Here is a 20,294-nt window from a genome sequence, read left to right as displayed (position 1 = left end):
GCCCCGGCCAGGACCGCCCGAATCAGGGACCGACAACATGGTCGACCGACGTCGGGAGGATGCCCGAACGCCGGTCTGCGGGAGGGCCGGCGGCGGAGGTCAGTGCCGGCACGGAGGTCAGTGCCGGCGCAGGGGTCAGTGCCGGTGCAGGGGTCAGTGCCGGTGCAGGGCGGTCCGGATCAGCCGGTTGACCAGCTTGGGGTACTCCAGGCCGCTGGCCGCCCACATCCGGGGGAACATCGACGTCGGGGTGAACCCGGGCATCGTGTTGATCTCGTTGAGGTAGACGTCCAGGTCGGGGGTGACGAAGAAGTCGACCCGGGCCAGGCCGGCGCAGTCCAGCGCGGTGAAGGCGCGGGTGGCGTACTCCTGGACCTGACGGGTGACCCGGTCGGGCAGCCCGGCGGGGACGTCGTACTCGCAGACCTCGTCGGCGAAGAGGTACTTGGCCTCGAAGTCGTACCACTCGCGGTCGCCGACCATCCGCACCTCGGCCAGCACGGACGCCTCCGGCGCCCCGCCGGCCTCGCCCTCCAGCACGCCGCACTCGATTTCCCGGCCGACGATCGCGGCCTCGACCAGCACCTTGGTGTCGATCTCCCGGGCGGTGGCCACGGCGGCGTCGAGCTGCGCCCAGTCGTCGACCTTGGTGATGCCGAACGACGAGCCGGCACGGGACGGCTTGACGAAGACCGGCAGCCCCAGCCGCTGCTTGTCGGTCTCGCTCAGGGTCATCCCGTTGCGCAGCACCGCGTACGGGCCGACCGGGATGCCCTCGGCGACGCAGAGCTTCTTGGTGAACTCCTTGTCCATCGCCGCGGCGGAGGCGAAGACGTTCGCGCCGACGTACGGGATGTCGGCCATCTCCAGCATGCCCTGGATGGTGCCGTCCTCGCCGTATGCGCCGTGCAGCACCGGGAAGACGACGTCGACGTCGGCGAGTGCCCGGGGGCCCTCGGTGGGGTCGAGCACCAGCAGGCCCCCTGCGGTCGGGTCGGTCCGCAGCACGACCTCGGCCCCGGCCCCGGCGGTGATCTCCGGGAGCTTGCGGGCCCGGATCGCCAACTCGCCCGGGTCCCCGCTGGTCAGCACCCACTGGCCCTGCCGGGTGATGCCGACCGGCACCACGTCGTACTCGTCGGGGTCGAGCGCGCCGAGCACACTGCCGGCGCTGACGCAGGAGATGCCGTGTTCGGGGCTGCGGCCGCCGAAGACGATCGCCACGCGGGTCTTGCCTGGGGTGGTCACTCGGGTCACCTCTCGGTACGCGCCTGCGGAGCCGTCAGTTGCGCTCACCCGACTGACCTTACTGTGGGTGGCGACACCCCGATGGTGATACCCGGCAGGACGCGAACCGCCCTCGCAAACGGTCATCCACCCCGATACGGTACGTGACGCTCAGCCCGGGTCGGCGGGCAGGACGCGACGGCGACGCCCGACGGCGATCACCTTCACCCGCTGCCGCCCGGCCCGGACCATGCCCAGGGCCATGAACGCCCCGGCGATCCGGTCTGCCGCCTCCCGACTGTTCGCGCCGACGACCTGGCGACGGCGCTCGGGGCAGGCCCGTTCGTCGCGCACCTGCGCCTCCACCGGCCGGACGTCACTGAGCACCACCAGGAACCGCGTCATCGCCGTCATCAGGCCCCTCACAGTCCGAAGTCCTTTCCAGACGATGGATGGCGGCGGCGGCACGTGGCGATCGGGAACGGGGGAGTAAACCCGATCGCCACGCGCCTCATCCCCTCCGGTCACTCACCACCGCCGTCGCCACGACAACCGTTGGTGAGGACTCCGTTACAGATTGACAGGTGGACAGGCGTGAATGCAACTCTCATCGACGTTCTCTCATGCACAAGTTCCCAAAGACATATGCCACCATCGACGTATGGCTCCCAAGACCGCTCGGGCTCGCCGCCTGGGCATCGCCCTACGCGCCCACCGGGAAGCGGCCGGCCTCACCCTGGAGGCCGCCGCCGACGAGATCAACAGCACCCGCAGCACCCTCAGCCGCTACGAGAACGCACAGACCCTGGTCAACCCGGCCACCGTCCGCGCGCTGCTCAGCCTCTACGGGGTACGGCCCGAGGAGATCGCCGCAGCGGTCCAGCTCGCCAAGGACACCCGTAAACCCGGCTGGTGGGTGCCCTACTCACACCTACTGGACAAACGCACGATCGACTTCATCGCGCTGGAGGCCGAAGCCACCGCGATCGCCAACTTCGAACCCTCGATCGTGCCCGGCCTGCTCCAGACCGCCGACTACATCCGGGGCGTGATGCGGGGCGGGCCGCACACCCTCACCGACGACCAGGTCGAGCAGCGGGTCAAGCTCCGGCTGGACCGGCAGCAACGGATCACCGCCGCCGAACCCCCGATCTTCGACGCGATCATCGACGAGGGCGCGCTGCTGCGTCCCGTCGGCGACCGCACGGTGATGGAGGCGCAGCTGAGCCACCTGCTCAAGACGGCGGAGCTGCCGAACGTCACCGTCCAGGTGATCCCGCTCTCCGCCGGCTACCACCGGGGCACCCGGGGCTCGCTGCACATCCTGGAGTTCGCCGACCCCGAGGACCCGCTGATCGCCTCGGTGGAGACCGTGGCCGGTCAGATGGTCCTGGACCGGCCGGGTGACCTGCGGACCTGCACCAAGATCATGGAACATCTGCGGACCGTCGCGCTCAGCCCGGCGGACAGCCGCGACCGACTGCTGCAACTGATGAAGGGACGGTAGGAGACCGATGACACCGACGATCGGCGTGGCCCTGTCCGGGGCCGCCTGGCGCAAGAGCAGCCACAGCGGGGACGAGGGGGCCTGCGTCGAGCTGGCGTCACTGCCGGGCCGGGTCGCGATCCGCGACTCCAAGGACCCGGGCGGCCCGGTGCTGCTCTTCCCACCCACGGCCTGGGCCGCCTTCGCCACCGCCCCGCCGCCGGCCCCACAGCGCCACTGACCCGGCACCGCCCCCGCACCGAAGCGGTGCGGGGGCGGACGGGTCAGTCGATCAGGGCAGCAGGCGGGGCGGCGGCAGGGCGGACCGCCTCGGCCGCGGCGATGGCCACCCCACGCGCCCCGGCCATGTCCCGGTCCGGGACCAGGGCGAAGGTGACCAGCGCGGCCTGCTCCGCCCGGAGCACCGTGTGCGCCCGGACGGTGTCGAGGAACCAGTCGCGGAACTCCGGCGTCGCCTCCACCACCCCACCACCGACGAAGTACGCATGCGGGTCGGCGAAGTTCGCGGCGATGGTGAACAACCGGCCGAGTGCCGCCGCCTGCTGGGCGAAGACCTCCCGGGCCAGCGGATCACCGCGCTCGGCGTACCCCCGTAGCAGCCTGGCGGCACGCTCGGGCGGCTCCTGCGCCAACGGATGCTCCGGCTGCCGGGACAGCCGGTACGGCAGCAGGTTGCGGCCGATCGCGGTCAGCGAGGCGACGCTCTCCGCGTCCCCGACGAAGCCGCAGGCGCACCGCGGTTCGGGTTGACCGGGGGCGAGCAGCCCGGCCAGCGGGATGTGCACGTGGCCGAACTCCCCGGCCATCCCGGCCGCGCCGGTGACCACCCGGCCGTCGATCACCAGCCCGCCGCCGAGACCGGTGCCGACGATCGCCGCGACCGACGACCGGGTCGCCGCCTCGGCTCCGAAGTGGACGTGGTGGGCGTAGAGCGCGGCGGCGTTGCCGTCGTTGTGATAGATCACCGGCAGGCCGAGACGTCGCTCCAGCGCGCCCCGCACGTCGAACCCGTGCCAGGCGGGCTGGGCGAAGTTCGTCGACCCCCGGGACGAGATGACGCCGGTGGCGCTGGCCGGCCCTGGGGTGTCCAACCCCACCGCCCGGACCTGCTCGCGGGGCACACCGGTGTGGGCCAGCACCCCGTCGAACGCGTGGGCCAGCGCCTCGATCGCCACCTGCGGCCCGGCGGTCACCTCGCTGGGGGTCTCCACCAGCCCATCGACCAGGAACCGGCCGTCCAGGCGGAGCACGGTGGCATTGTTGCTGGTGCCACCGTTGTCGAGGCCGACCACCACCGGCACGTCCACGCCGACCATCCGCCACCTCCACCTGGGTCTGCTGCGAGGTTAGTTCCCGTTCCCGCCGCCCGTCACGCCCCCGACCGGGGCGAACCCGCCGTCGGGTCGCCCCGGTCGGACCCGACCGGCCGTTCGACCTCGGAGCGGTCGTCGGCGTCGAAGAGCACCCGGTCGGCGGCGGGGCCGCTCAGTCCGGGCGGCGGGCGAGGACCCCGGTGGCCTCCCACTCCTCGGCGCGCAGCACCGTCGGCAGCAGACCCAGCCCGGTCATCGCCTCGCACAACGCCCCGGCCTGCCCGGCGCTGACCTCCACCACCAGGTGACCGCCGGGCCGCAGCCAGTCGACCGCACCGGCCGCCACCCGGCGCAACACGGCCAGCCCGTCGCTGCCGCCGTCCAACGCCACCGACGCCTCGTGCAGCCGTGCCTCCGCCGGCATCAGAGCCACCGCCGGGGTGGGCACGTAGGGGGCGTTGGCGACCACCACGTCCAACCGGCCCCGCCACTGAAGCGGCAGCGGGTCGTACAGGTCGCCCTGCACGACGGTGACGTCCCGGCCGGCCAGGTTACGGCGGGCGCAGGCCACGGCGGCCGGGTCCACGTCGACGGCGGCGAGCCAGCGGGGGGCGAGCCGGTCGACCAGCGCGACGCTGATCGCGCCCGAGCCGCAACAGAGGTCGACCAGCGCCGGGGCCGGCCCGGCGACCGACACGGCGGCTTCCACCAGCAGCGCGGTCCGGGCCCGGGGTACGAACACCCCCGGGTCGACGGCGACCCGACGGCCACAGAACTCGGCCCAGCCGAGCAGGTGTTCCAACGGTTCACCGGCGACCCGCCGGTCGGTCAGGGCGGTCAACACCTGCGGCGAGTCGGCGGCGGAGACGAGCAGCGTCGCCTCGTCCTCGGCATAGACGCAGCCGGCGGCGCGCAGCCGGGCGACGAGGGCGGCGTGATCGTGGGGAAACAGGTCGGATGCCATGGTGATGCCTTTCGGGAGCGCACGTCGGCGCTCCCACCGTCGCTACCGCAGCGACGGGGACTCGACGGGGAGCGCCGGTCCTGATGTCTGGTGGATCGGACTCACCTCCTCCGGTCGGGGCCCGTACGGGCCGGCATCACGATAGCGGACCGGCCGCCCCCGCGCTGTCCAGTGCGGCGGCCACGTCGGCGACCAGATCGGCGGTGTCCTCCACCCCGCAGGAGAGCCGGACGAAGCCGGGGGCCGTGTCGTCGCCCCACTGCGCCCGCCGGTCGGCGCTGGTGTGCAGGCCACCGAACGAGGTCGCGGCGGTGACCAGCCGGGACGCGACGATGAACCGGGCCACCCGGTCGGCGTCCCCGAGGTCGAACGAGAGCACCCCGGGCATCCGTCGCAGCTGCCGCGACGCCACCGGGTACGCCGGGTCCTCCGGGCGGCCCGGCCAGCGCAGCCCGGTCACGTCGGCCCGGCCGGCGAGCAGCTCGACCAGTGCCGCCGCGTTGGCGGACTGCCGGGCCAACCGCAGGTCGAGGGTGGCCAGCGACCGGTGGGCCAGCCAGGCGTCGAACGCCCCGGGCACCGCACCGGTGGTGGTCCGCCACCCGGTCACCGTCTCCAGCAGTTGCGCCGACCGGGAGGCCACGTAGCCCAGCAGCAGGTCCGAGTGGCCGGTCAGCGCCTTGGTGCCGGAGGCGACCACCAGGTCGGCTCCCAGGTCCAGCGGGCGCTGCCCGAGCGGGGTGGCGGTGGTGTTGTCCACCGCGACCAGCGCGCCGGCCGCGTGCGCCGCGTCGGCCACGGCGGCGATGTCGGCCACGTCCAGGCCCGGGTTCGCCGGGGTCTCCAGCAGCACCAGCCGTACCCCGTCGAACGACGGGTACGGCCCGGCGGTGGGCACGAAGCTGACCCGTACCCCCATCCCGGCGAGGGTGTCGGTGGCGAACGCCCGGACGGGGAAGTAGCCGTCGGCGGGCAGCAGCACGGTGTCGCCGGGGCGCAGCACCGCCAGCAGCATTCCGGTGATGGCGGCCTGCCCGGAGGCGAAGACCCGGCAGTCGCCCCCTTCCAGTTCCCCGATGGCCGTCTCCAGCAGCCGGCGGGTCGGGTTGTCCGGGCGGCCGTAGCCGTTCGGCGCCCCGGCCGGCCCCTGCCACGGGTCGAGGTGATAGGGCGCGGCGAACACCGGGCCGGGCAGGAACGGCTGCCCCGGCGCCGGCTCCGGCAGCCCGGCGTGCACGCACCGGGTCCCGTCGTGCCAGTGCCCGTGCTCCCCCGGTGGGACCGGCTGGCCGCTCACTCGTACGACTCCGGCTTGGCGGTACGGCTCATCAGGGTGTCCACTGCCAGCCTCGGGTCCATCCCCTCGTGGCAGATCCGTTCGATCTGCTCGGTGATCGGCATCTCCACCCCGTGCGCGCGGGCCAGGTCCCGAATGGCCAGGCAGCTCTTCACGCCCTCGGCGGTCTGTCGGGTGGCCGCCTGCGCCTGCTCCAGGGTCTCCCCCCGGCCCAGGTGCTCGCCGAAGGTGCGGTTGCGGGCCAACGGCGACGAGCAGGACGCTACCAGGTCACCCATGCCGGCCAGGCCGGCGAAGGTGATCGGGTCGGCGCCGAGCGCCACGCCCAGGCGGGCGGTCTCGGCCAGCCCCCGGGTCATCAGCATCGCCCGGGTGTTGTCGCCGAAGCCCATCGCGGTGGCGATCCCGTAGGACAGGGCGATCACGTTCTTGACCGCCCCGCCCAGCTCGCAGCCGATCACGTCGTCGTTGGTGTAGGGCCGGAAGTACGGGGTGCGGATCGACTGCTGCACCAGTTCGGTGCGGCGGGCGTCGGTGCCGGCGACCACCGTCGCGGCCGGCTGCTCGACGGCGATCTCGGGGGCCAGGTTGGGGCCGGAGACGACCACCACCCGGTCGGCGGTGACCCGGGCGGTCTCCACGATCACCTCGCTCATCCGCCGGGTGGTGCCCAGCTCGATCCCCTTCATCAGGGAGACGAGGGTGGCGTCCGGGGCGAGGTGACCGGCCCACTCGGCGAGGTTGCCGCGCAGCGTCTGCGACGGCACCGACAGCACCACCAGCTCCGCGCCGGAGATCGCCTTGGCCGCGTCGCCGGTCGCGGTGACCCGGTCGGGCAGCCGCAGCTCCGGCAGGTAGTCGGGGTTGCGCCGGTGGGTGCGGATCGCCTCGACGACCTGTTCCCGCCGGGCCAGGATGGTCACCTCCCGGCCGGCGTCGGCGAGGATCTTGGCGAACGCCGTCCCCCAGGAACCGGCCCCCAGCACCGCCACGTGGCCACTCACGCCGTCGCCTCCCCACCGTCGGTGACGCCGTACGCCCACGCGCCGGTCCGCCCGGTCCGTCCGCTCATGCCCCTGCCGTCCGTGCGTCGTGCCGGTCGATCCACTCGCTCATTCGGTCACCTCGGGAGTACGCGGACTGACGGGACGTTCCCACAGCGGCGGCGGTGTCCCGCCCCGGATGCCGGCGAGCAGGTCACGCAGGGTCAACATGATCTGGTCGGTCATCTCCTCCAGCACCACCCGGCCGGGGGTGGCCCCGCCCACCGGCTCAGGTCGACCGGCGGACCGGCCACCACCGTCACCGGGGTCCGGGGCCGCAACCCCACCCGGCGGGTACGCGGGTCGAAGAGCCGTTCCGGGCCCCACAGCGCGACCGGGATGACCGGTGCGCCGGTGGCCAGGGCCAGCCGGGCCGCGCCGGTCTTGCCTCGCATCGGCCACAGCTGCGGCTCCCGGGTGATGGTGCCCTCCGGGTAGATGACCACCGCGCCGCCCGCGTCCAGCGCGGCGACCAGCCGGTCCAACGACTTGACCGCGACGGACGTCTCCCGTTCCACCGGGATCTGCCGGCAGCGGTGCAGGATCCAGCCGACCACCGGGACCCGGAACACGCTGGCCTTACCGAGGAACTGCGGCCACCGGCCGGCGTCGTAGATGAAGTGCGCGCAGACCAGCGGATCGGTGTGCGAGAGGTGGTTGGGGACGATGATGACGCCCCCCGGACGGCGCAGCTCCTCGGCCCCGTGCCAGGTGCGCCGGGTCCAGGCCAGCATCACGGGCTTGACCAGCGCCACGGCGAACCGTCGCCAGAAACCCAGCCTGCGCCGTGTCACCCCTGCCTCCTCGTCACCCCGCCCGCGCGCCGCACCCCCACCGTTGCGGCCCGCAGCGGAAATCATGCCTGCTCGTCCCCGGTACGGCCAGTGAGGGGTACCGCCGTCGGCGCTGGCAGGATTGTCGACGTGGGCCAGGCGAGGTGGGTGGTGGTGGTACCGGTGAAGCGGCTCCGTGCGGCCAAGAGCCGACTGCGGGGGGCGCTGCCGGTCGTACCCCACGAGGAGCTGGCGCTGGCGTTGACGGCCGACACGGTCGGCGCGGCGCTGGCCTGCCCGGCGGTCGCCGAGGTGCTGGTGGTCACCGCCGACCCGCAGGTGGCGGCGGCGGTCGGCGCGGCGGGCGCCCGGGTGGTGCCGGACCGCCCGGATTCCGGGCTGAACGCCGCCCTACGGCACGGCGTCGAAGTGGCGGTCACCGACGGTGACGATACGGCCGGAGGTGGGTGCGGGACCTGGGTGGCGGCGCTCACCGCGGACCTGCCGGCGTTGCGCCCGGCCGAACTGGCCGCCGCACTGCACGCGGTCGGCACCGGCCCGGCGGGGGTACGCCGGTTCGTCTCCGACGCCCCCGGCACCGGCACCACGCTGCTCGTCGCGCCTCCCGGGGTGCCGCTGGACCCCCGGTTCGGGGTCGACTCGGCCGCCGCCCACCTGGCCTCCGGGGCGGTGCCGCTGCCGGGCGGTTGGCCGAGCCTGCGGCGCGACGTCGACACCGCCGCCGACCTGGCCGACGCGGCCCGGCTCGGCCTCGGCCCGGCCACCGGCGCGCTGACCGGCGTCGTCCCGGCCGGCCCGGCTGAACCGGCCGGCGGCCCCGGACCGACCACCCACCCCGGCGACACCACAGGTGTACGGTGCTGACATGCAGGGCACCGTGGCGACCTTCGACGCGCAGACCCGCACCGGCGTGCTGCTCCTCGACGACGGCACCGAGCTGCCCTTCCCGGCCCGCGCCTTCGACGCCTCCGGGCTGCGCCTGCTCCGCCTCGGCCAGCGGCTCCGGGTGGAAACCGATCCGGACGGCGGCGTCGTCCGGGTGACATTGCCGACGATGGCCTGAACAACCCGGCCCAAGTTCATTTTGCGTTAACCGTAATCGGGTGATTATGAGCGGGTGAGCACCCCTCGCGAGCACCCCACCAGCCCGTCCGCCGCCACCGACCCGACCCGCAACGGCACCCGCCGCCGGGGCGGTTCCCGCACCCGCCGCGCCCCCTCCGACGTCGCCGCCACGGCACCCGACTCCCCCGCCGCCAGCGCCGCCGGGGCCTCCGCCGGCCTGGACGAGGTGCTCGACACCGGCGACCGGCCCACCGCCGACGGCACGTCCACCGCCACGGGGTCGAGCACCGCCGACGGGGCACCCGCCGACGAACCGCTGCCGGCGGACCGGTTCCTCAACCGGGAGCTGTCCTGGCTCGACTTCAACGGCCGGGTGCTGGCCCTGGCCGAGGACCCCGGCACGCCGCTGCTGGAACGGGCGAAGTTCCTGGCCATCTTCGCCAGCAACCTCGACGAGTTCTACATGGTGCGGGTGGCCGGGCTCAAGCGCCGCCTCTCCGCCGGTCTGCCGGTACGCGGCGGGGACCGGCTGCCGCTGCGTACCCAGCTGGAACGGATCACCGAGTGCGCCGCCGGGCTGGTCGCCCGGCAGGCCGCCTGCTTCGTCGACGACCTGCTGCCGCAACTGGCCCGGGAGGACATCCGGATCCTGCGCTGGGCGGAGCTGGACGACCCGGAACGGGAACGGCTGCGCACCTACTTCCGGGAACACATCTTCCCGGTGCTCACCCCGCTCGCGGTGGACCCCGCGCACCCGTTCCCGTACATCTCCGGGCGGTCGTTGAACCTCGCCGTGGCGGTGCGCGACCCCGACGGCGGTTCGGAGCTGTTCGCCCGGGTCAAGGTGCCCAACAACGTGCCCCGCTTCGTCCGGGTGGCCCGCGACCAGCCGGGGCTGCGGATGCTGCCCGTCGAGGAACTCATCTCGGTGCACCTTGGGCAGCTCTTCTCCGGCATGCAGGTGGTCGAGTGCCACCTGTTCCGGGTCACCCGCAACGCCGAGGTGGAGGTCGACGAGGACCGCGACGAGGACCTGCTCCAGGCCCTGGAACGGGAACTGGCCCGGCGACGCTTCGGCCCCCCGGTCCGGCTGGAGGTGGCCGCCTCCATCTCCGACCACATGCTGGAGCTGCTCGTCCGCGAGCTGGACATGGACGGGCACGACGTGCTGCGGGTGCCCGGCCTGCTGGACCTGTCGGCGCTGTGGCAGCTCTACGGCGAGGCGGACCGCCCCGACCTGAAGGACAAGCCGTTCGTGCCGGCCACCCACCCCCGGCTGGCCGAGGGCGAGGTGCCGCGCAGCGTCTTCGCCACCCTGCGCGACGGCGACGTGCTGGTGCACCACCCGTACCACTCGTTCGCCACCAGCGTGCAACGCTTCGTCGAGCAGGCCGCCGCCGACCCGAACGTGCTGGCCATCAAGCAGACCCTCTACCGCACCAGCGGCGACTCCCCGATCGTCGACGCGCTGGTCGACGCCGCCGCCGCCGGCAAGCAGGTGGTGGTGCTGGTGGAGCTGAAGGCCCGCTTCGACGAGGTGGCCAACATCGGCTGGGCGCGCACCCTGGAACGGGCCGGCTGCCACGTCGTCTACGGACTGGTCGGGCTCAAGACGCACTGCAAGACCGCCCTGGTGGTACGCCAGGAGGGCAACCAGATCCGCCGGTACTGCCACATCGGCACCGGCAACTACCACCCCAAGACCGCCCGACTGTACGAGGACTTCGGCGTGCTCACCGCCGACCCGGAGATCGGCGCCGACCTGACCGACCTGTTCAACGTGCTCACCGGCTACAGCCGGCAGACCGCGTACCGGCGGTTGCTGGTCGCCCCGCAGGGCATCCGCAGCGGCCTGATCGAGCGGATCGAACGGGAGATCGCGCACGTCCGGCTGGGCATGCCGGGGCTGGTGCAGTTCAAGGTGAACTCGCTGGTCGACGAGGAGATCACCGACGCGCTCTACCGGGCGTCGCGGGCCGGCGTGCACGTGGACCTGCTGATCCGGGGCATGTGCACGCTGCGGCCCGGGGTGCCGGGGCTGTCGGAGAACATCCGGGTCCGCTCGATCCTCGGCCGGTTCCTGGAACACTCGCGGATCTTCCGGTTCGGCAACAACGGCGACGCCGAGTTCTGGATGGGCTCCGCCGACCTGATGCACCGCAACCTCGACCGCCGGGTCGAGGCGCTGGTGCAGGTCAGCGACCCGGTCGCCCGAGCCGAACTGGACCAGGTGATGACCACCGCGATGAGCCCGGACGTGGACGCGTTCGAGCTGGCCGCCGACGGCAACTGGACCCGGCGTACCGGCAGCGCCGAGCAGCCCCTGCACGACCTGCAGGAGCTGCTGCTGCGCCGGGTGGGCAGCTCCGCCGGCTGACCGTCAGGTCGCCCGTCCGACGGGCCGGGCGGGCGGCGGGCCAGGCGGGCGGCGGCGGGCCAGACGGGCGACCGGCACGACCGATTCTCCGGACGTAGGGTGACCAGATGGTGGACGAGGAGGCGGCCGGGATCCGGGCGGCCGGTGGGGTGGCCTGGCGGCCAGCCGGTGACGGCGGGGTCGAGGTCTGCCTGGTGCACCGACCCCGCTACGGCGACTGGTCGCTGCCCAAGGGCAAGCTGGAACGCGGCGAGCACCCGCTGCTGGCCGCCGTCCGCGAGGTGGCCGAGGAGTCCGACGTGCGGGCGGTGCCGCAGGTCCGGCTGCCCACCGTGCGGTACCGCAGCGAGGGCCGGCCGAAGGTGGTCGACTACTGGTCGATGCGGGCCGTGGCCACCGGCGGGTTCCAGCCGGACACCGAGGTCGACGACGTGTGCTGGCTCGACGTCGACGCCGCCGTCCGGCGGGTCAGCTACCCGCACGACGCGCAGGTGCTGACCGCGTTCGCCGCCCTGCCCAGGGTCACCGGCACGGTGGCGCTGGTCCGGCACGCCCACGCCGGTAAGCGGGCGACCTGGTCCGGACCGGACACCGGCCGGCCGTTGGACGCCGAGGGGGTCACCCAGGCGCGGGCGTTGGCCCCGCTGGTCGCCCTGGTCCGCCCGGTACGGCTGCTGTCGGCCTCGCCCCGCCGCTGCGTGCAGACCCTGGACCCGGTGGCCGACCTGCTGGATCTGCCGATCGAGGTGTGCGGGGACTTCGACGAGCCGCAGCCGGGTCAGCAGGTCGACGAGTGCGCGTTGGCCGCCGCCGGCCGGTTGGCCGAGCTGGCCGCCCGTGGGCAGCCGGTCGGGGTGTGCAGCCAGGGCAAGGTGATCCCGGGGGCGTTGGCCCGGCTCGCCGGGCGCGACGACGACTTCGGCACCGCCAAGGGGGGCGGTTGGCTGCTCGCCTTCACCGCCGACCGGCTACTCGCCGCCGACCGCCTCTGAACACCCACCCCCGACCGGCCCCGGACACTCGCCGCTGCACCATCGCGGCCGACCGGGCGCTGGACCCTAACGGTCGGCCGACGCCGGACAGTCGCGGCCGGACGCCGCTGCGCCCTCGCGGCCGACCAGACGCAGGACCCTCACGACCCGGCCGACGCCGGACAGTCAAGGCCGGCCCCCGGTTGGAGGTCGGAAACGGGCGCCCACCGTGACGGTGGGCGCCCGTTTCGTCGTACCGGGAAATCAGCGCTTGGCGGCGGTCCGCTTCGCCGGCGCCTTCTTCGCGGTGGTGGCCTTGGCGGTGGTGGCCTTGGCGGTGGTGGCCTTGGCGGTGGTGGCCTTGGCGGTGGTGGCCTTGGCGGTGGTGGCCTTGGCGGTGGTGCTCTTGGCCGCAGCGGTCTTCTTGGCCGCCGTGCTCCGGGCGGGAGCCGACTTGGTCGCCGTGGCGGTCTTCTTCGCCGGAGCGGCCTTCTTCGTGGCCGCCTTGGTCGCGGTGGCGGCCTTGGTGGCCTTCGCCGCGGTGGTCTTGGCGGCACCGGTGGCCTTGCTGGCCGCGGTCGTCTTCTTGGCCGCGGTGGCCTTGACGCCGGTCGCCTTCGTCCCGGTCGCCTTGCTGGCCGCGGTCGTCTTCTTGGCCGTGGTCGCCTTGGCCGTGGTCGCCTTCGCGCCGGTGGCCTTGGCGCCGGCCGCCTTGGCGGCGGTGGCCTTCGTGCCGGTGGCCTTGGCGGCCGCCGTGGTGGTGGTCTTCTTCGCCGGAGCGGCGTTCTTCGGCACCTTGCCGGTGGCCACCATCTCCTTGAAACCGGCGCCCGGCTTGAAGGCCGGCACGGATGTCTTCTTGACCTTCACCGCCTCACCGGTACGCGGGTTGCGCGCTGTTCGCGCCGCCCGGACACGCTTTTCGAACGATCCGAATCCGGTGATCGCCACTTTGTCGCCCTTGGTGACCGCCGCCTGGACCTCGGCGAGGACCGCGTCGAGCGCCGCCGTCGCCGACTTCCGGTCCCCCAGGCGAGCGGCGAGCGCCTCGATGAGCTCGGCCTTGTTCACGACTTCCTCCCGATTGTGCAACTGACTCGACGCGAGCCATTCTGCGCGCACCGTATGCCCTGTGCTGCCTGGACACAAACATTCGGTGGAAAAAAGCCCTTGTGTCGTAACGGATTCGCCCCCACCGGATGAACCGGTGGGGGCGAAAACGGTGCCGTGGCCCGGCGTACGGCTAGACCACGGCGGGGGTGAACGACGGTCGGCCGGCCTCGTACGCCTCAATGTCGGCGACGTGCCGCAGGGTGAGTCCAATGTCGTCGAGGCCCTCCATCAGCCGCCAGCGGCTGTGGTCGTCGAGCGGGAACGGCCAGGTGGAGTCCCCGACCCGGACCTCACGGGTGGTCAGGTCGACCGTCACCGGCGTGGTCGGATCGGCCTCCACGAGGTCCCAGATCTGCTCGACCGCGGCCAGTTCCAATTCGACCGGGAGGAGCCCTTCCTTGAGCGCGTTGCCCCGGAAGATGTCACCGAACCGGGGCGAGACGACCGCCTGGAAACCACCGTCGCGCAGCGCCCACACAGCGTGCTCCCGGGACGACCCGGTGCCGAACTCGGGCCCCGCCACGAGGATGCTGGCCCCGGAATACGCCGGGTTGTTGAGCACGAATGCGGGATCGTCGCGCCAGGCCCGGAAGAGCCCGTCGGCGAAGCCCGTCCGGGTCACCCGCTTGAGATACACGGCCGGGATGATCTGATCGGTATCCACATTGGAACGCCGCAAAGGCGCGGCGGTGCCGGTGTGGGTGGTGAACTTGTCCATCTCTCGGCTGCCCTTCTACAGATCGGCCGGGGCGGCGAGCCGGCCGGTCACGGCGGTGGCGGCGGCGACCGGCGGCGACACCAGGTGGGTACGCCCGCCCCGGCCCTGCCGGCCCTCGAAGTTGCGGTTGGAGGTCGAGGCCGAACGCTCGCCCGGCTTCAGGGTGTCCGGGTTCATGCCCAGGCACATCGAGCAGCCGGCGAACCGCCACTCCGCTCCGGCGTCGGCGAAGACCTTGTCCAGGCCCTCCGCCTCGGCGGCCTCCCGCACGGCGGCGGAGCCGGGCACCACCAGCATGCGTACCCCGTCGGCGACCCGGTGGCCACGCAGCACGTCGGCGGCGGCCCGCAGGTCCTCCAGCCGGCCGTTGGTGCAGGAACCCACGAAGACCACGTCGACGGCGAGGTCGCGCAGCGGGGTGCCCGGGGTGAGGTCCATGTACTCCAGGGCCCGGCGCGCGGCGGTCCGCTCGGCGTCGGTGGTGAACTCCTCCGGGTCCGGCACGGCCGCGCCGAGCGGGACGCCCTGACCGGGGTTGGTGCCCCAGGTGACGAACGGGGTGATCCGGCTCGCGTCGAGGGTCACCTCGGCGTCGAAGGTCGCGTCGTCGTCGGTGGGCAGCGTCCGCCAGTAGGCAAGCGCCGCGTCCCAGTCCGCCCCGGCCGGCGCGTGCGGCCGGCCCTTGAGGTACGCGAAGGTGGTCTCGTCCGGCGCGATCAGGCCCGCCTTGGCGCCCCACTCGATGGACATGTTCGCCACCGTCATCCGGCCCTCCATCGACAGCGCCCGGATCGCCTCGCCCCGGTACTCCACGATGTGACCGCGTCCGCCGCCCGTGCCGACCTGGGCGATCAGCGCGAGGACCAGGTCCTTGGCGGTGACGCCGGGGCCGAGCTGACCGGTGACGTTGACCGCCATGGTCTTCGGGCGGGCCTGCGGCAGGGTCTGGGTGGCCAGGACGTGTTCGACCTCACTGGTGCCGATGCCGAAGGCCAGCGCGCCGAACGCGCCGTGGGTGGCGGTGTGGGAGTCGCCACAGACGATCGTCATCCCCGGCTGGGTCACGCCCAGCTGGGGGCCGATCACGTGCACGATGCCCTGGTTCTCGTCGCCCAGGGGGTGCAGCCGCAGGCCGAACTCGGCGCAGTTGCGGCGCAACGTCTCGATCTGGGTACGCGAGGTCGGGTCCGCGATCGTCAACAGGTCGCCCCGGCGCAGGCGGAACGCGGGATCGTCGTACCCGGTGGGGGTGTTGTGATCCTCGGTCGCGAGCGTGAGATCGGGGCGGCGGACCCGCCGGCCGGCCTGGCGCAGCCCGTCGAACGCCTGCGGGCTGGTCACCTCGTGCAGCAGGTGCAGGTCGATGTAGAGCAGGTCCGGTTCGCCCTGGGCGGTCCGTACGACGTGTGCGTCCCAGACCTTTTCGGCCAGGGTCCTCGGTTGAGTGACTCCCACCATCTGGACATCCTAAATTCTGGGAGGTAAATTTCGGCTTGTGGGACACAGTATGAGCGGTGTCGGCGTGCTCGACAAGGCGGTGGTCATCCTGGCCGCCTGTGTCGACGGCGCCAGCCTGGCCGAACTAGTCGAACGCACCAAGCTGCCCCGAGCCACCGCACACCGGCTGGCCCAGGCACTGGAGATCCACCGGATGCTGGTCCGGGACACCCAGGGACGATGGCGTCCCGGGCCCCGGCTCGGCGAGTTGGCCAACGCCGCCCCGGACGTCCTGCTGACCGCCGCCGAGCCACTCCTGGCCGCACTGCGCGACGCCACCGGGGAGAGCGCCCAACTCTACCTGCGCCGGGCCGACGAACGGGTCTGCGTGGCCGCCGCCGAACGGGCCAGCGGCCTACGGGACACCGTCCCGGTCGGCTCGGTGCTACCCATGACGGCCGGCTCCGCCGCGCAGATCCTGCTCGCCTGGGAGCCCCCCGAGGCGGTCATGCCGCTGCTGCCCCGGTCCAAGTTCACCGGCCGCACCCTCGCCGAGGTACGCCGCCGGGGCTGGGCGCAGAGCGTCGCCGAACGGGAGGCCGGTGTGGCGAGCGTCTCCGCCCCCATCCGGGACCGCACCGGCCGGGTGATCGCCTCGATCAGCATCTCCGGCCCGATCGAACGCCTCGGCCGCCGCCCCGGCGAACGCCACGCCATGGCCGTCGTCCGCGCCGGCCAACGCCTCTCCGGCCTCTAACCCCCACCCACCCCCACCCCTCCCCCGCCCGCCCCGCCTCGGTGATCAAGAAGTTTGCGTCATGTTTAGAGATCAAAGTGACGCAAACCTCTTGATCAACTGACGCAAACCTCTTGATCACCGAGGCGAGACCGGCGGGAGCGGGGAGGGCAGGGGAGATGGCCGGGAGCGGGGCAGGGGCGGGGAGCGGGAGCGGTAGAGATGACGATCGGCCCGCCTCGCGGGGCGAGACGGGCCGATCGTGTGGTAGCCCCGACCGGATTCGAACCGGCGCTACCGCCTTGAGAGGGCGGCGTCCTGGGCCACTAGACGACGGGGCCAGGCACTTTTCCTGCTTCACCGCCCCGGGGGGCGGCGCGGGATTAGTCTAACGGCACCGACGTCCGGCCCCCAAGACGGGGGTCGGGGCCCTACGGTCGTGCGCCGATCGGGCCATCGCCGGCCAGCATCGGGGACGCGGGCACCCCAGGGGCATAAGCGCCCCGGGGATGTGAGCGCCCCGGGGCAAAGTAGCGGTGCCTGGTGGCTGGGATGGCGCAACAGCGCCCCACGTGCGGGTCTGCCCGGCCGGGCGGGCAGGACGGCCCGGGCGGGCAGGCGGGGCAGGCGGACAGGCGGACAGGCGGGCGCGGAACGGCCGGCGGACAGGCGGCGCAGAACGGCCGGGCGGGCAGAACGGATGCGAAGAAGCCCGCCCCAGCGAGGTGGGACGGGCTGTCAGCGTTGTAGCCCCGACCGGATTCGAACCGGCGCTACCGCCTTGAGAGGGCGGCGTCCTGGGCCACTAGACGACGGGGCCAGAACATAGCTTGTGCTTCCCTGCCCTGCCGGGCGGGGAAGCTGCACTCTATCAGAGATCAACTCGACTCCCGTGGCGGGAGCGGTGTCGATCACCGTCAGAATCCAGCGTCCGCAGATTCGGGTGAACCTGTGGTTGCGCTGGGGTACCAGGACTCGAACCTAGACTAACTGAACCAGAATCAGTTGGGCTGCCAATTACCCCATACCCCATTGGCCCCTTGTGGCGCCGGGAAGGAACTTTACCCTCCCCGCGCCAACAGGCCAAATCCGATCCCCCAAACCGCCCTTGAACTGCGGAAACAGGGGGTGTCGTACGGCTCAGGCGACCGGGACCACCGAGTTGGTGAGTTCGCCGATCCCCTCGATCCGCACGGTGACCGTATCCCCGTCGGTCAGCGGACTAACCCCGGCCGGGGTGCCGGTCAGCACCACGTCCCCGGGCAGCAGCGTCATCACGTGCGAGATGTACGACACCAGCGCCGGCACGTCGAACACCATGTCCTTGGTCCGACCGAGCTGGCGTACCTCCATCTCGTCGGGGTTGCGCCCCACCTCGCAGCGGACCTCCAGGTCGGAGACGTCCAGGCCGGTGGTGATCCAGGGGCCGATGGGGCAGAACGAGTCGAAGCCCTTGGCCCGGGTCCACTGCGAGTCGGAACGCTGCAGGTCCCGCGCGGTGACGTCGTTGGCGCAGGTGTAGCCGAAGATGGCCCGCTCGGCGGCGGCCCGGTCGGCCCGGCGGGCACCCGGCGCACCGATCACCACGGCCAGCTCCGCCTCGTGCTCGACGTGCTTGGAGAAGATCGGCAGCCGGATCGCGTCCCGGGGGCCGATCACCGAGGTGGACGGCTTGAGGAAGAGCAACGGCTCCTTCGGCACCTCGTTGCCGTGTTCGGCGGCGTGCTCGGCGTAGTTACGCCCGACACAGACCACCTTGCTCGGCAGGATCGGCGAGAGCAGCCGAACGTCGGAGAGCGCCCAGCGGGCGCCCGAGAACTGGATCTGCCCGAACGGGTGGCCGTCGATCTCGGCGATGGTCAGGCCCTGCGGCCCGGCCTCCGACTCGCCCTCGACGACCCCGAACGACATTCCCTTGGCATGAGCGAAACGAGCGATACGCACCCGGCCAATCTATCCCCCACGGCGGCGTCGCCCGTCGGCCACCGGAAAACGTCGGCGCAGCGTAGGCCATCGGTCGGCGCTGCGGGCGGGGTTCGGGGCTTCGTACCCGCCCGGAGGGTCCCCGCTCCTAACGTCGGCTCCGGAGGTTCGTTGGTATGCCTGCATCGAGACGACACCACAGGGCCCTCGCGGTTTTCGTGAACTGCCTGGGCATTCTCGCCGCCGTACCGGCGCTGCCCGGCACGGACCCCGCGCCCCGCGCGCCGGCGACGACCACCCCGGCCGCGGCCACCCCGGCGACGACCGGCACGCCCGTGGTCCGGGCACCGGCCGCCGAGCCCGCCACCGGGGCGGGACGTACCACGGCACCGGGCCGGGCACCGGCAGCAGACCCGGCCGGCGCGGCGGATCCGGGCCGCGCCCCGGCGGCACGCCGGGGCCGTGAGTTCGACCCGGCGGTCGCCGCACCGGCCCGTCTCGCCGCCTGGGCCACGCCGGTGGCGGCGGCCCGGGAGACACCACCACCGGCGGTACGCCCACGGGCCGCCCCGGCCGCACCCGGGGTGGCGGCCAGCGGCGCGGTCGTGCCGGTCACCCCGACGGCACCCGCCCCGGGGATGACCACCGCCGGCAACCCGGGCGTACCCCGACCGGCTCCGCAGGTCACCGTGGCCGTGGCACCCGCCGCGACGTCGGTGCCGGGCTACCGGATCATGGTGCGCAACACCGGCAGCGCGACGGTGCAGACCATGGTCCGGCAGGAGGTGCCGGCGGGCGCCTCGATCACCGCGGTCAGCGCGGGTGGGCTGGCCACCCGGCCGGGCGGGGCCACCGGCGGCGGGGAGGTCACCTGGCGGCTCGTCGTGCCGGCCGGGTCGACCCGGACCCTGGACACCGCCCTGGCCGCCACCGCGCCGGGCCAGGCGCTGACCGCACCGGCCTGCGCGTACACCAGCGACGGTGACCAGCCGTACGACTGCGCGACCGCCACCTGGCGCAGCGCAGCGGTCCCGGAGGCGGCGGTGCCCGCGACGCCGGCCTGGCGGCAACCGCCGATCCTGCTCGGGGCGGCCGTGGTGGTGCTGGCGCTGCTGGCCGGCGGTTCGTGGTGGTGGCTGCGGGCCCGACGACGGGTGAGCGGTGTCGAGCCGACCGGCACCGCGCCGGTAGCCGCAGGTCACCCGTCGTACGCCGGCGGGCCGGCGGCCCCGGGTGGCGGGACGGTGTACCCGCGCCCCGCCGCCCCGGGACAGCCCGCGCGACGACGTAACCCGTCGGTGTGGCTGGTGGTGGGGGTGGCCGCGACCGTGCTGGCCGGGGTGGTCTTCGCCGCCGCGTGGACGGCCACCCGGGAGGTCGCCGCGATCGACACCACCAAGCAGCCGACCGCCGGGGCCTGGACGGGCACCACCATGTCCGGTGCCGTGGGGACCCCGCTGCGGGAGAAGGCGTTCGAGTTCACCGTCTACCGGGTGGCCTGCGGCACCGCGAACGCGGCGAGCCAGCAGTGCCAGGCCACGGTCGGGGTCCGCAACGTCACAGCGGAGCAGCAGAGCTGGCACGGTCAGCTCCAGCGGGCGTACCTGCCGGGGGGCACCTGGGTCAGCACCGACGAGGACGCCACCCGGCTGGCGAACCTGGGGCGGGACGTCTTCGCCCAACCCGTGTCGGCGGGCAGCCGGGTGGTGCTGCCGCTGGTCTTCACCGTGCACGGGATGCAGAAGCCGGAGCAGTTGGAGCTGCGCAGCGGGGTGTTCTCCGCCGGTGTCCGGGTGGACGTGCCCTGAC

General features: G+C 73.2%; 18 protein-coding genes, 3 tRNA genes and 1 pseudogene. 8 read left to right on the top strand and 14 right to left on the bottom strand.

Features of this window, described 5'->3' with window-relative positions:
* Positions 1-153: 153 nt before the first annotated feature.
* Entirely contained in the window at positions 154-1,248 is a 1,095-nt protein-coding gene (locus J7462_RS26995; RefSeq protein WP_208567243.1) for a D-alanine--D-alanine ligase family protein, read from the bottom strand.
* A gap of 150 nt (positions 1,249-1,398) precedes the next feature.
* Positions 1,399-1,632, bottom strand: a complete 234-nt coding sequence (locus J7462_RS26990; RefSeq protein ID WP_208567451.1) for a hypothetical protein — start codon at positions 1,630-1,632, stop codon at positions 1,399-1,401.
* 256 nt (positions 1,633-1,888) lie between these two features.
* Here J7462_RS26990 and J7462_RS26985 point away from each other — a divergent pair, with 256 nt between their 5' ends.
* Together J7462_RS26985 and J7462_RS26980 are read left to right on the top strand one after the other, a co-directional pair.
* Entirely contained in the window at positions 1,889-2,734 is an 846-nt protein-coding gene (locus J7462_RS26985; RefSeq protein ID WP_208567244.1) for a helix-turn-helix transcriptional regulator, read from the top strand.
* Between the two features lie 7 nt (positions 2,735-2,741).
* A complete protein-coding gene (locus tag J7462_RS26980) occupies positions 2,742-2,954 on the top strand; it encodes a DUF397 domain-containing protein (protein WP_219468173.1) in 213 nt (70 codons plus the stop codon).
* A gap of 43 nt (positions 2,955-2,997) precedes the next feature.
* Here J7462_RS26980 and J7462_RS26975 read toward each other — a convergent pair whose 3' ends face one another.
* From J7462_RS26975 to J7462_RS26955, 5 genes and pseudogenes are all read right to left on the bottom strand, one after another.
* Positions 2,998-4,050: an ROK family protein gene (locus tag J7462_RS26975; protein WP_208567246.1), complete on the bottom strand. Its 1,053-nt coding sequence runs from the start codon at positions 4,048-4,050 to the stop codon at positions 2,998-3,000.
* Between the two features lie 169 nt (positions 4,051-4,219).
* Positions 4,220-5,011, bottom strand: a complete 792-nt coding sequence (locus tag J7462_RS26970; protein WP_208567247.1) for a putative protein N(5)-glutamine methyltransferase — start codon at positions 5,009-5,011, stop codon at positions 4,220-4,222.
* 136 nt (positions 5,012-5,147) lie between these two features.
* Positions 5,148-6,308, bottom strand: a complete 1,161-nt coding sequence (locus tag J7462_RS26965) for a cystathionine gamma-lyase (RefSeq protein WP_219468171.1) — start codon at positions 6,306-6,308, stop codon at positions 5,148-5,150.
* Positions 6,305-7,312 carry an NAD(P)H-dependent glycerol-3-phosphate dehydrogenase gene (locus tag J7462_RS26960; protein ID WP_208567249.1) on the bottom strand — a complete coding sequence of 336 codons (1,008 nt, stop codon included), beginning with the start codon at positions 7,310-7,312 and terminating at the stop codon, positions 6,305-6,307. Before J7462_RS26960 ends, J7462_RS26965 begins: the two co-directional genes overlap by 4 nt.
* A 108-nt stretch (positions 7,313-7,420) precedes the next feature.
* A pseudogene (locus J7462_RS26955) lies at positions 7,421-8,145 on the bottom strand (lysophospholipid acyltransferase family protein).
* Between the two features lie 129 nt (positions 8,146-8,274).
* Between J7462_RS26955 and cofC the strand changes: the two are divergent.
* From cofC to J7462_RS26935, 4 genes are all read left to right on the top strand, one after another.
* On the top strand, positions 8,275-9,009 hold the full coding sequence (cofC, locus tag J7462_RS26950; protein WP_219468169.1) for a 2-phospho-L-lactate guanylyltransferase: 735 nt from the start codon (positions 8,275-8,277) through the stop codon (positions 9,007-9,009).
* Position 9,010: 1 nt separating this feature from the next.
* Positions 9,011-9,208 carry a cold-shock protein gene (locus J7462_RS26945; RefSeq protein ID WP_219468168.1) on the top strand — a complete coding sequence of 66 codons (198 nt, stop codon included), beginning with the start codon at positions 9,011-9,013 and terminating at the stop codon, positions 9,206-9,208.
* Positions 9,209-9,427: 219 nt separating this feature from the next.
* Positions 9,428-11,587 carry an RNA degradosome polyphosphate kinase gene (locus J7462_RS26940; RefSeq protein WP_255599094.1) on the top strand — a complete coding sequence of 720 codons (2,160 nt, stop codon included), beginning with the start codon at positions 9,428-9,430 and terminating at the stop codon, positions 11,585-11,587.
* Positions 11,588-11,694: 107 nt separating this feature from the next.
* Complete coding sequence (locus J7462_RS26935; protein WP_219468161.1) at positions 11,695-12,579, top strand: NUDIX hydrolase; 885 nt, start codon at positions 11,695-11,697, stop codon at positions 12,577-12,579.
* 243 nt (positions 12,580-12,822) lie between these two features.
* On the opposite strand, the gene J7462_RS26930 is transcribed toward J7462_RS26935, so the two are convergent.
* The 3 genes from J7462_RS26930 to leuC all read right to left on the bottom strand — a co-directional run bounded on the left by J7462_RS26930 (position 12,823) and on the right by leuC (position 15,847).
* Positions 12,823-13,629, bottom strand: a complete 807-nt coding sequence (locus J7462_RS26930; protein ID WP_219468159.1) for an HU family DNA-binding protein — start codon at positions 13,627-13,629, stop codon at positions 12,823-12,825.
* Positions 13,630-13,801: 172 nt separating this feature from the next.
* The gene (gene leuD, locus J7462_RS26925) at positions 13,802-14,389 is read right to left on the bottom strand and encodes a 3-isopropylmalate dehydratase small subunit (RefSeq protein ID WP_219468156.1); all 588 of its coding nucleotides are present in this window, start codon (positions 14,387-14,389) and stop codon (positions 13,802-13,804) included.
* 15 nt (positions 14,390-14,404) lie between these two features.
* Positions 14,405-15,847, bottom strand: a complete 1,443-nt coding sequence (leuC, locus tag J7462_RS26920; RefSeq protein ID WP_219468153.1) for a 3-isopropylmalate dehydratase large subunit — start codon at positions 15,845-15,847, stop codon at positions 14,405-14,407.
* A gap of 49 nt (positions 15,848-15,896) precedes the next feature.
* Between leuC and J7462_RS26915 the strand changes: the two genes are divergently transcribed.
* Positions 15,897-16,583 (top strand): IclR family transcriptional regulator, encoded by a 687-nt coding sequence (locus tag J7462_RS26915; protein WP_088646078.1) that lies wholly within the window; start codon positions 15,897-15,899, stop codon positions 16,581-16,583.
* A 244-nt stretch (positions 16,584-16,827) separates the two neighbouring features.
* On the opposite strand, the gene J7462_RS26910 is transcribed toward J7462_RS26915, so the two are convergent.
* From J7462_RS26910 to J7462_RS26895, 4 genes are all read right to left on the bottom strand, one after another.
* Positions 16,828-16,903 (bottom strand) — tRNA-Glu (locus J7462_RS26910).
* 406 nt (positions 16,904-17,309) lie between these two features.
* Positions 17,310-17,382, bottom strand: a tRNA-Glu gene (locus tag J7462_RS26905).
* 140 nt (positions 17,383-17,522) lie between these two features.
* Positions 17,523-17,594 (bottom strand) — tRNA-Gln (locus J7462_RS26900).
* Positions 17,595-17,702: 108 nt separating this feature from the next.
* Positions 17,703-18,506 carry a fumarylacetoacetate hydrolase family protein gene (locus J7462_RS26895; protein ID WP_208567257.1) on the bottom strand — a complete coding sequence of 268 codons (804 nt, stop codon included), beginning with the start codon at positions 18,504-18,506 and terminating at the stop codon, positions 17,703-17,705.
* Positions 18,507-18,661: 155 nt separating this feature from the next.
* Here J7462_RS26895 and J7462_RS26890 point away from each other — a divergent pair, with 155 nt between their 5' ends.
* On the top strand, positions 18,662-20,293 hold the full coding sequence (locus J7462_RS26890) for a hypothetical protein (protein ID WP_255597916.1): 1,632 nt from the start codon (positions 18,662-18,664) through the stop codon (positions 20,291-20,293).
* Position 20,294 lies beyond the last annotated feature (1 nt).

It is taken from the genome of Micromonospora sp. RL09-050-HVF-A (assembly GCF_019374995.1).
In the GTDB taxonomy this organism is placed as follows: Bacteria; Actinomycetota; Actinomycetes; order Mycobacteriales; family Micromonosporaceae; genus Micromonospora; species Micromonospora antibiotica.
The sequence above is the reverse complement of the archived record's forward strand: the minus strand, read 5'-3'. Positions and strand labels throughout refer to the sequence as shown.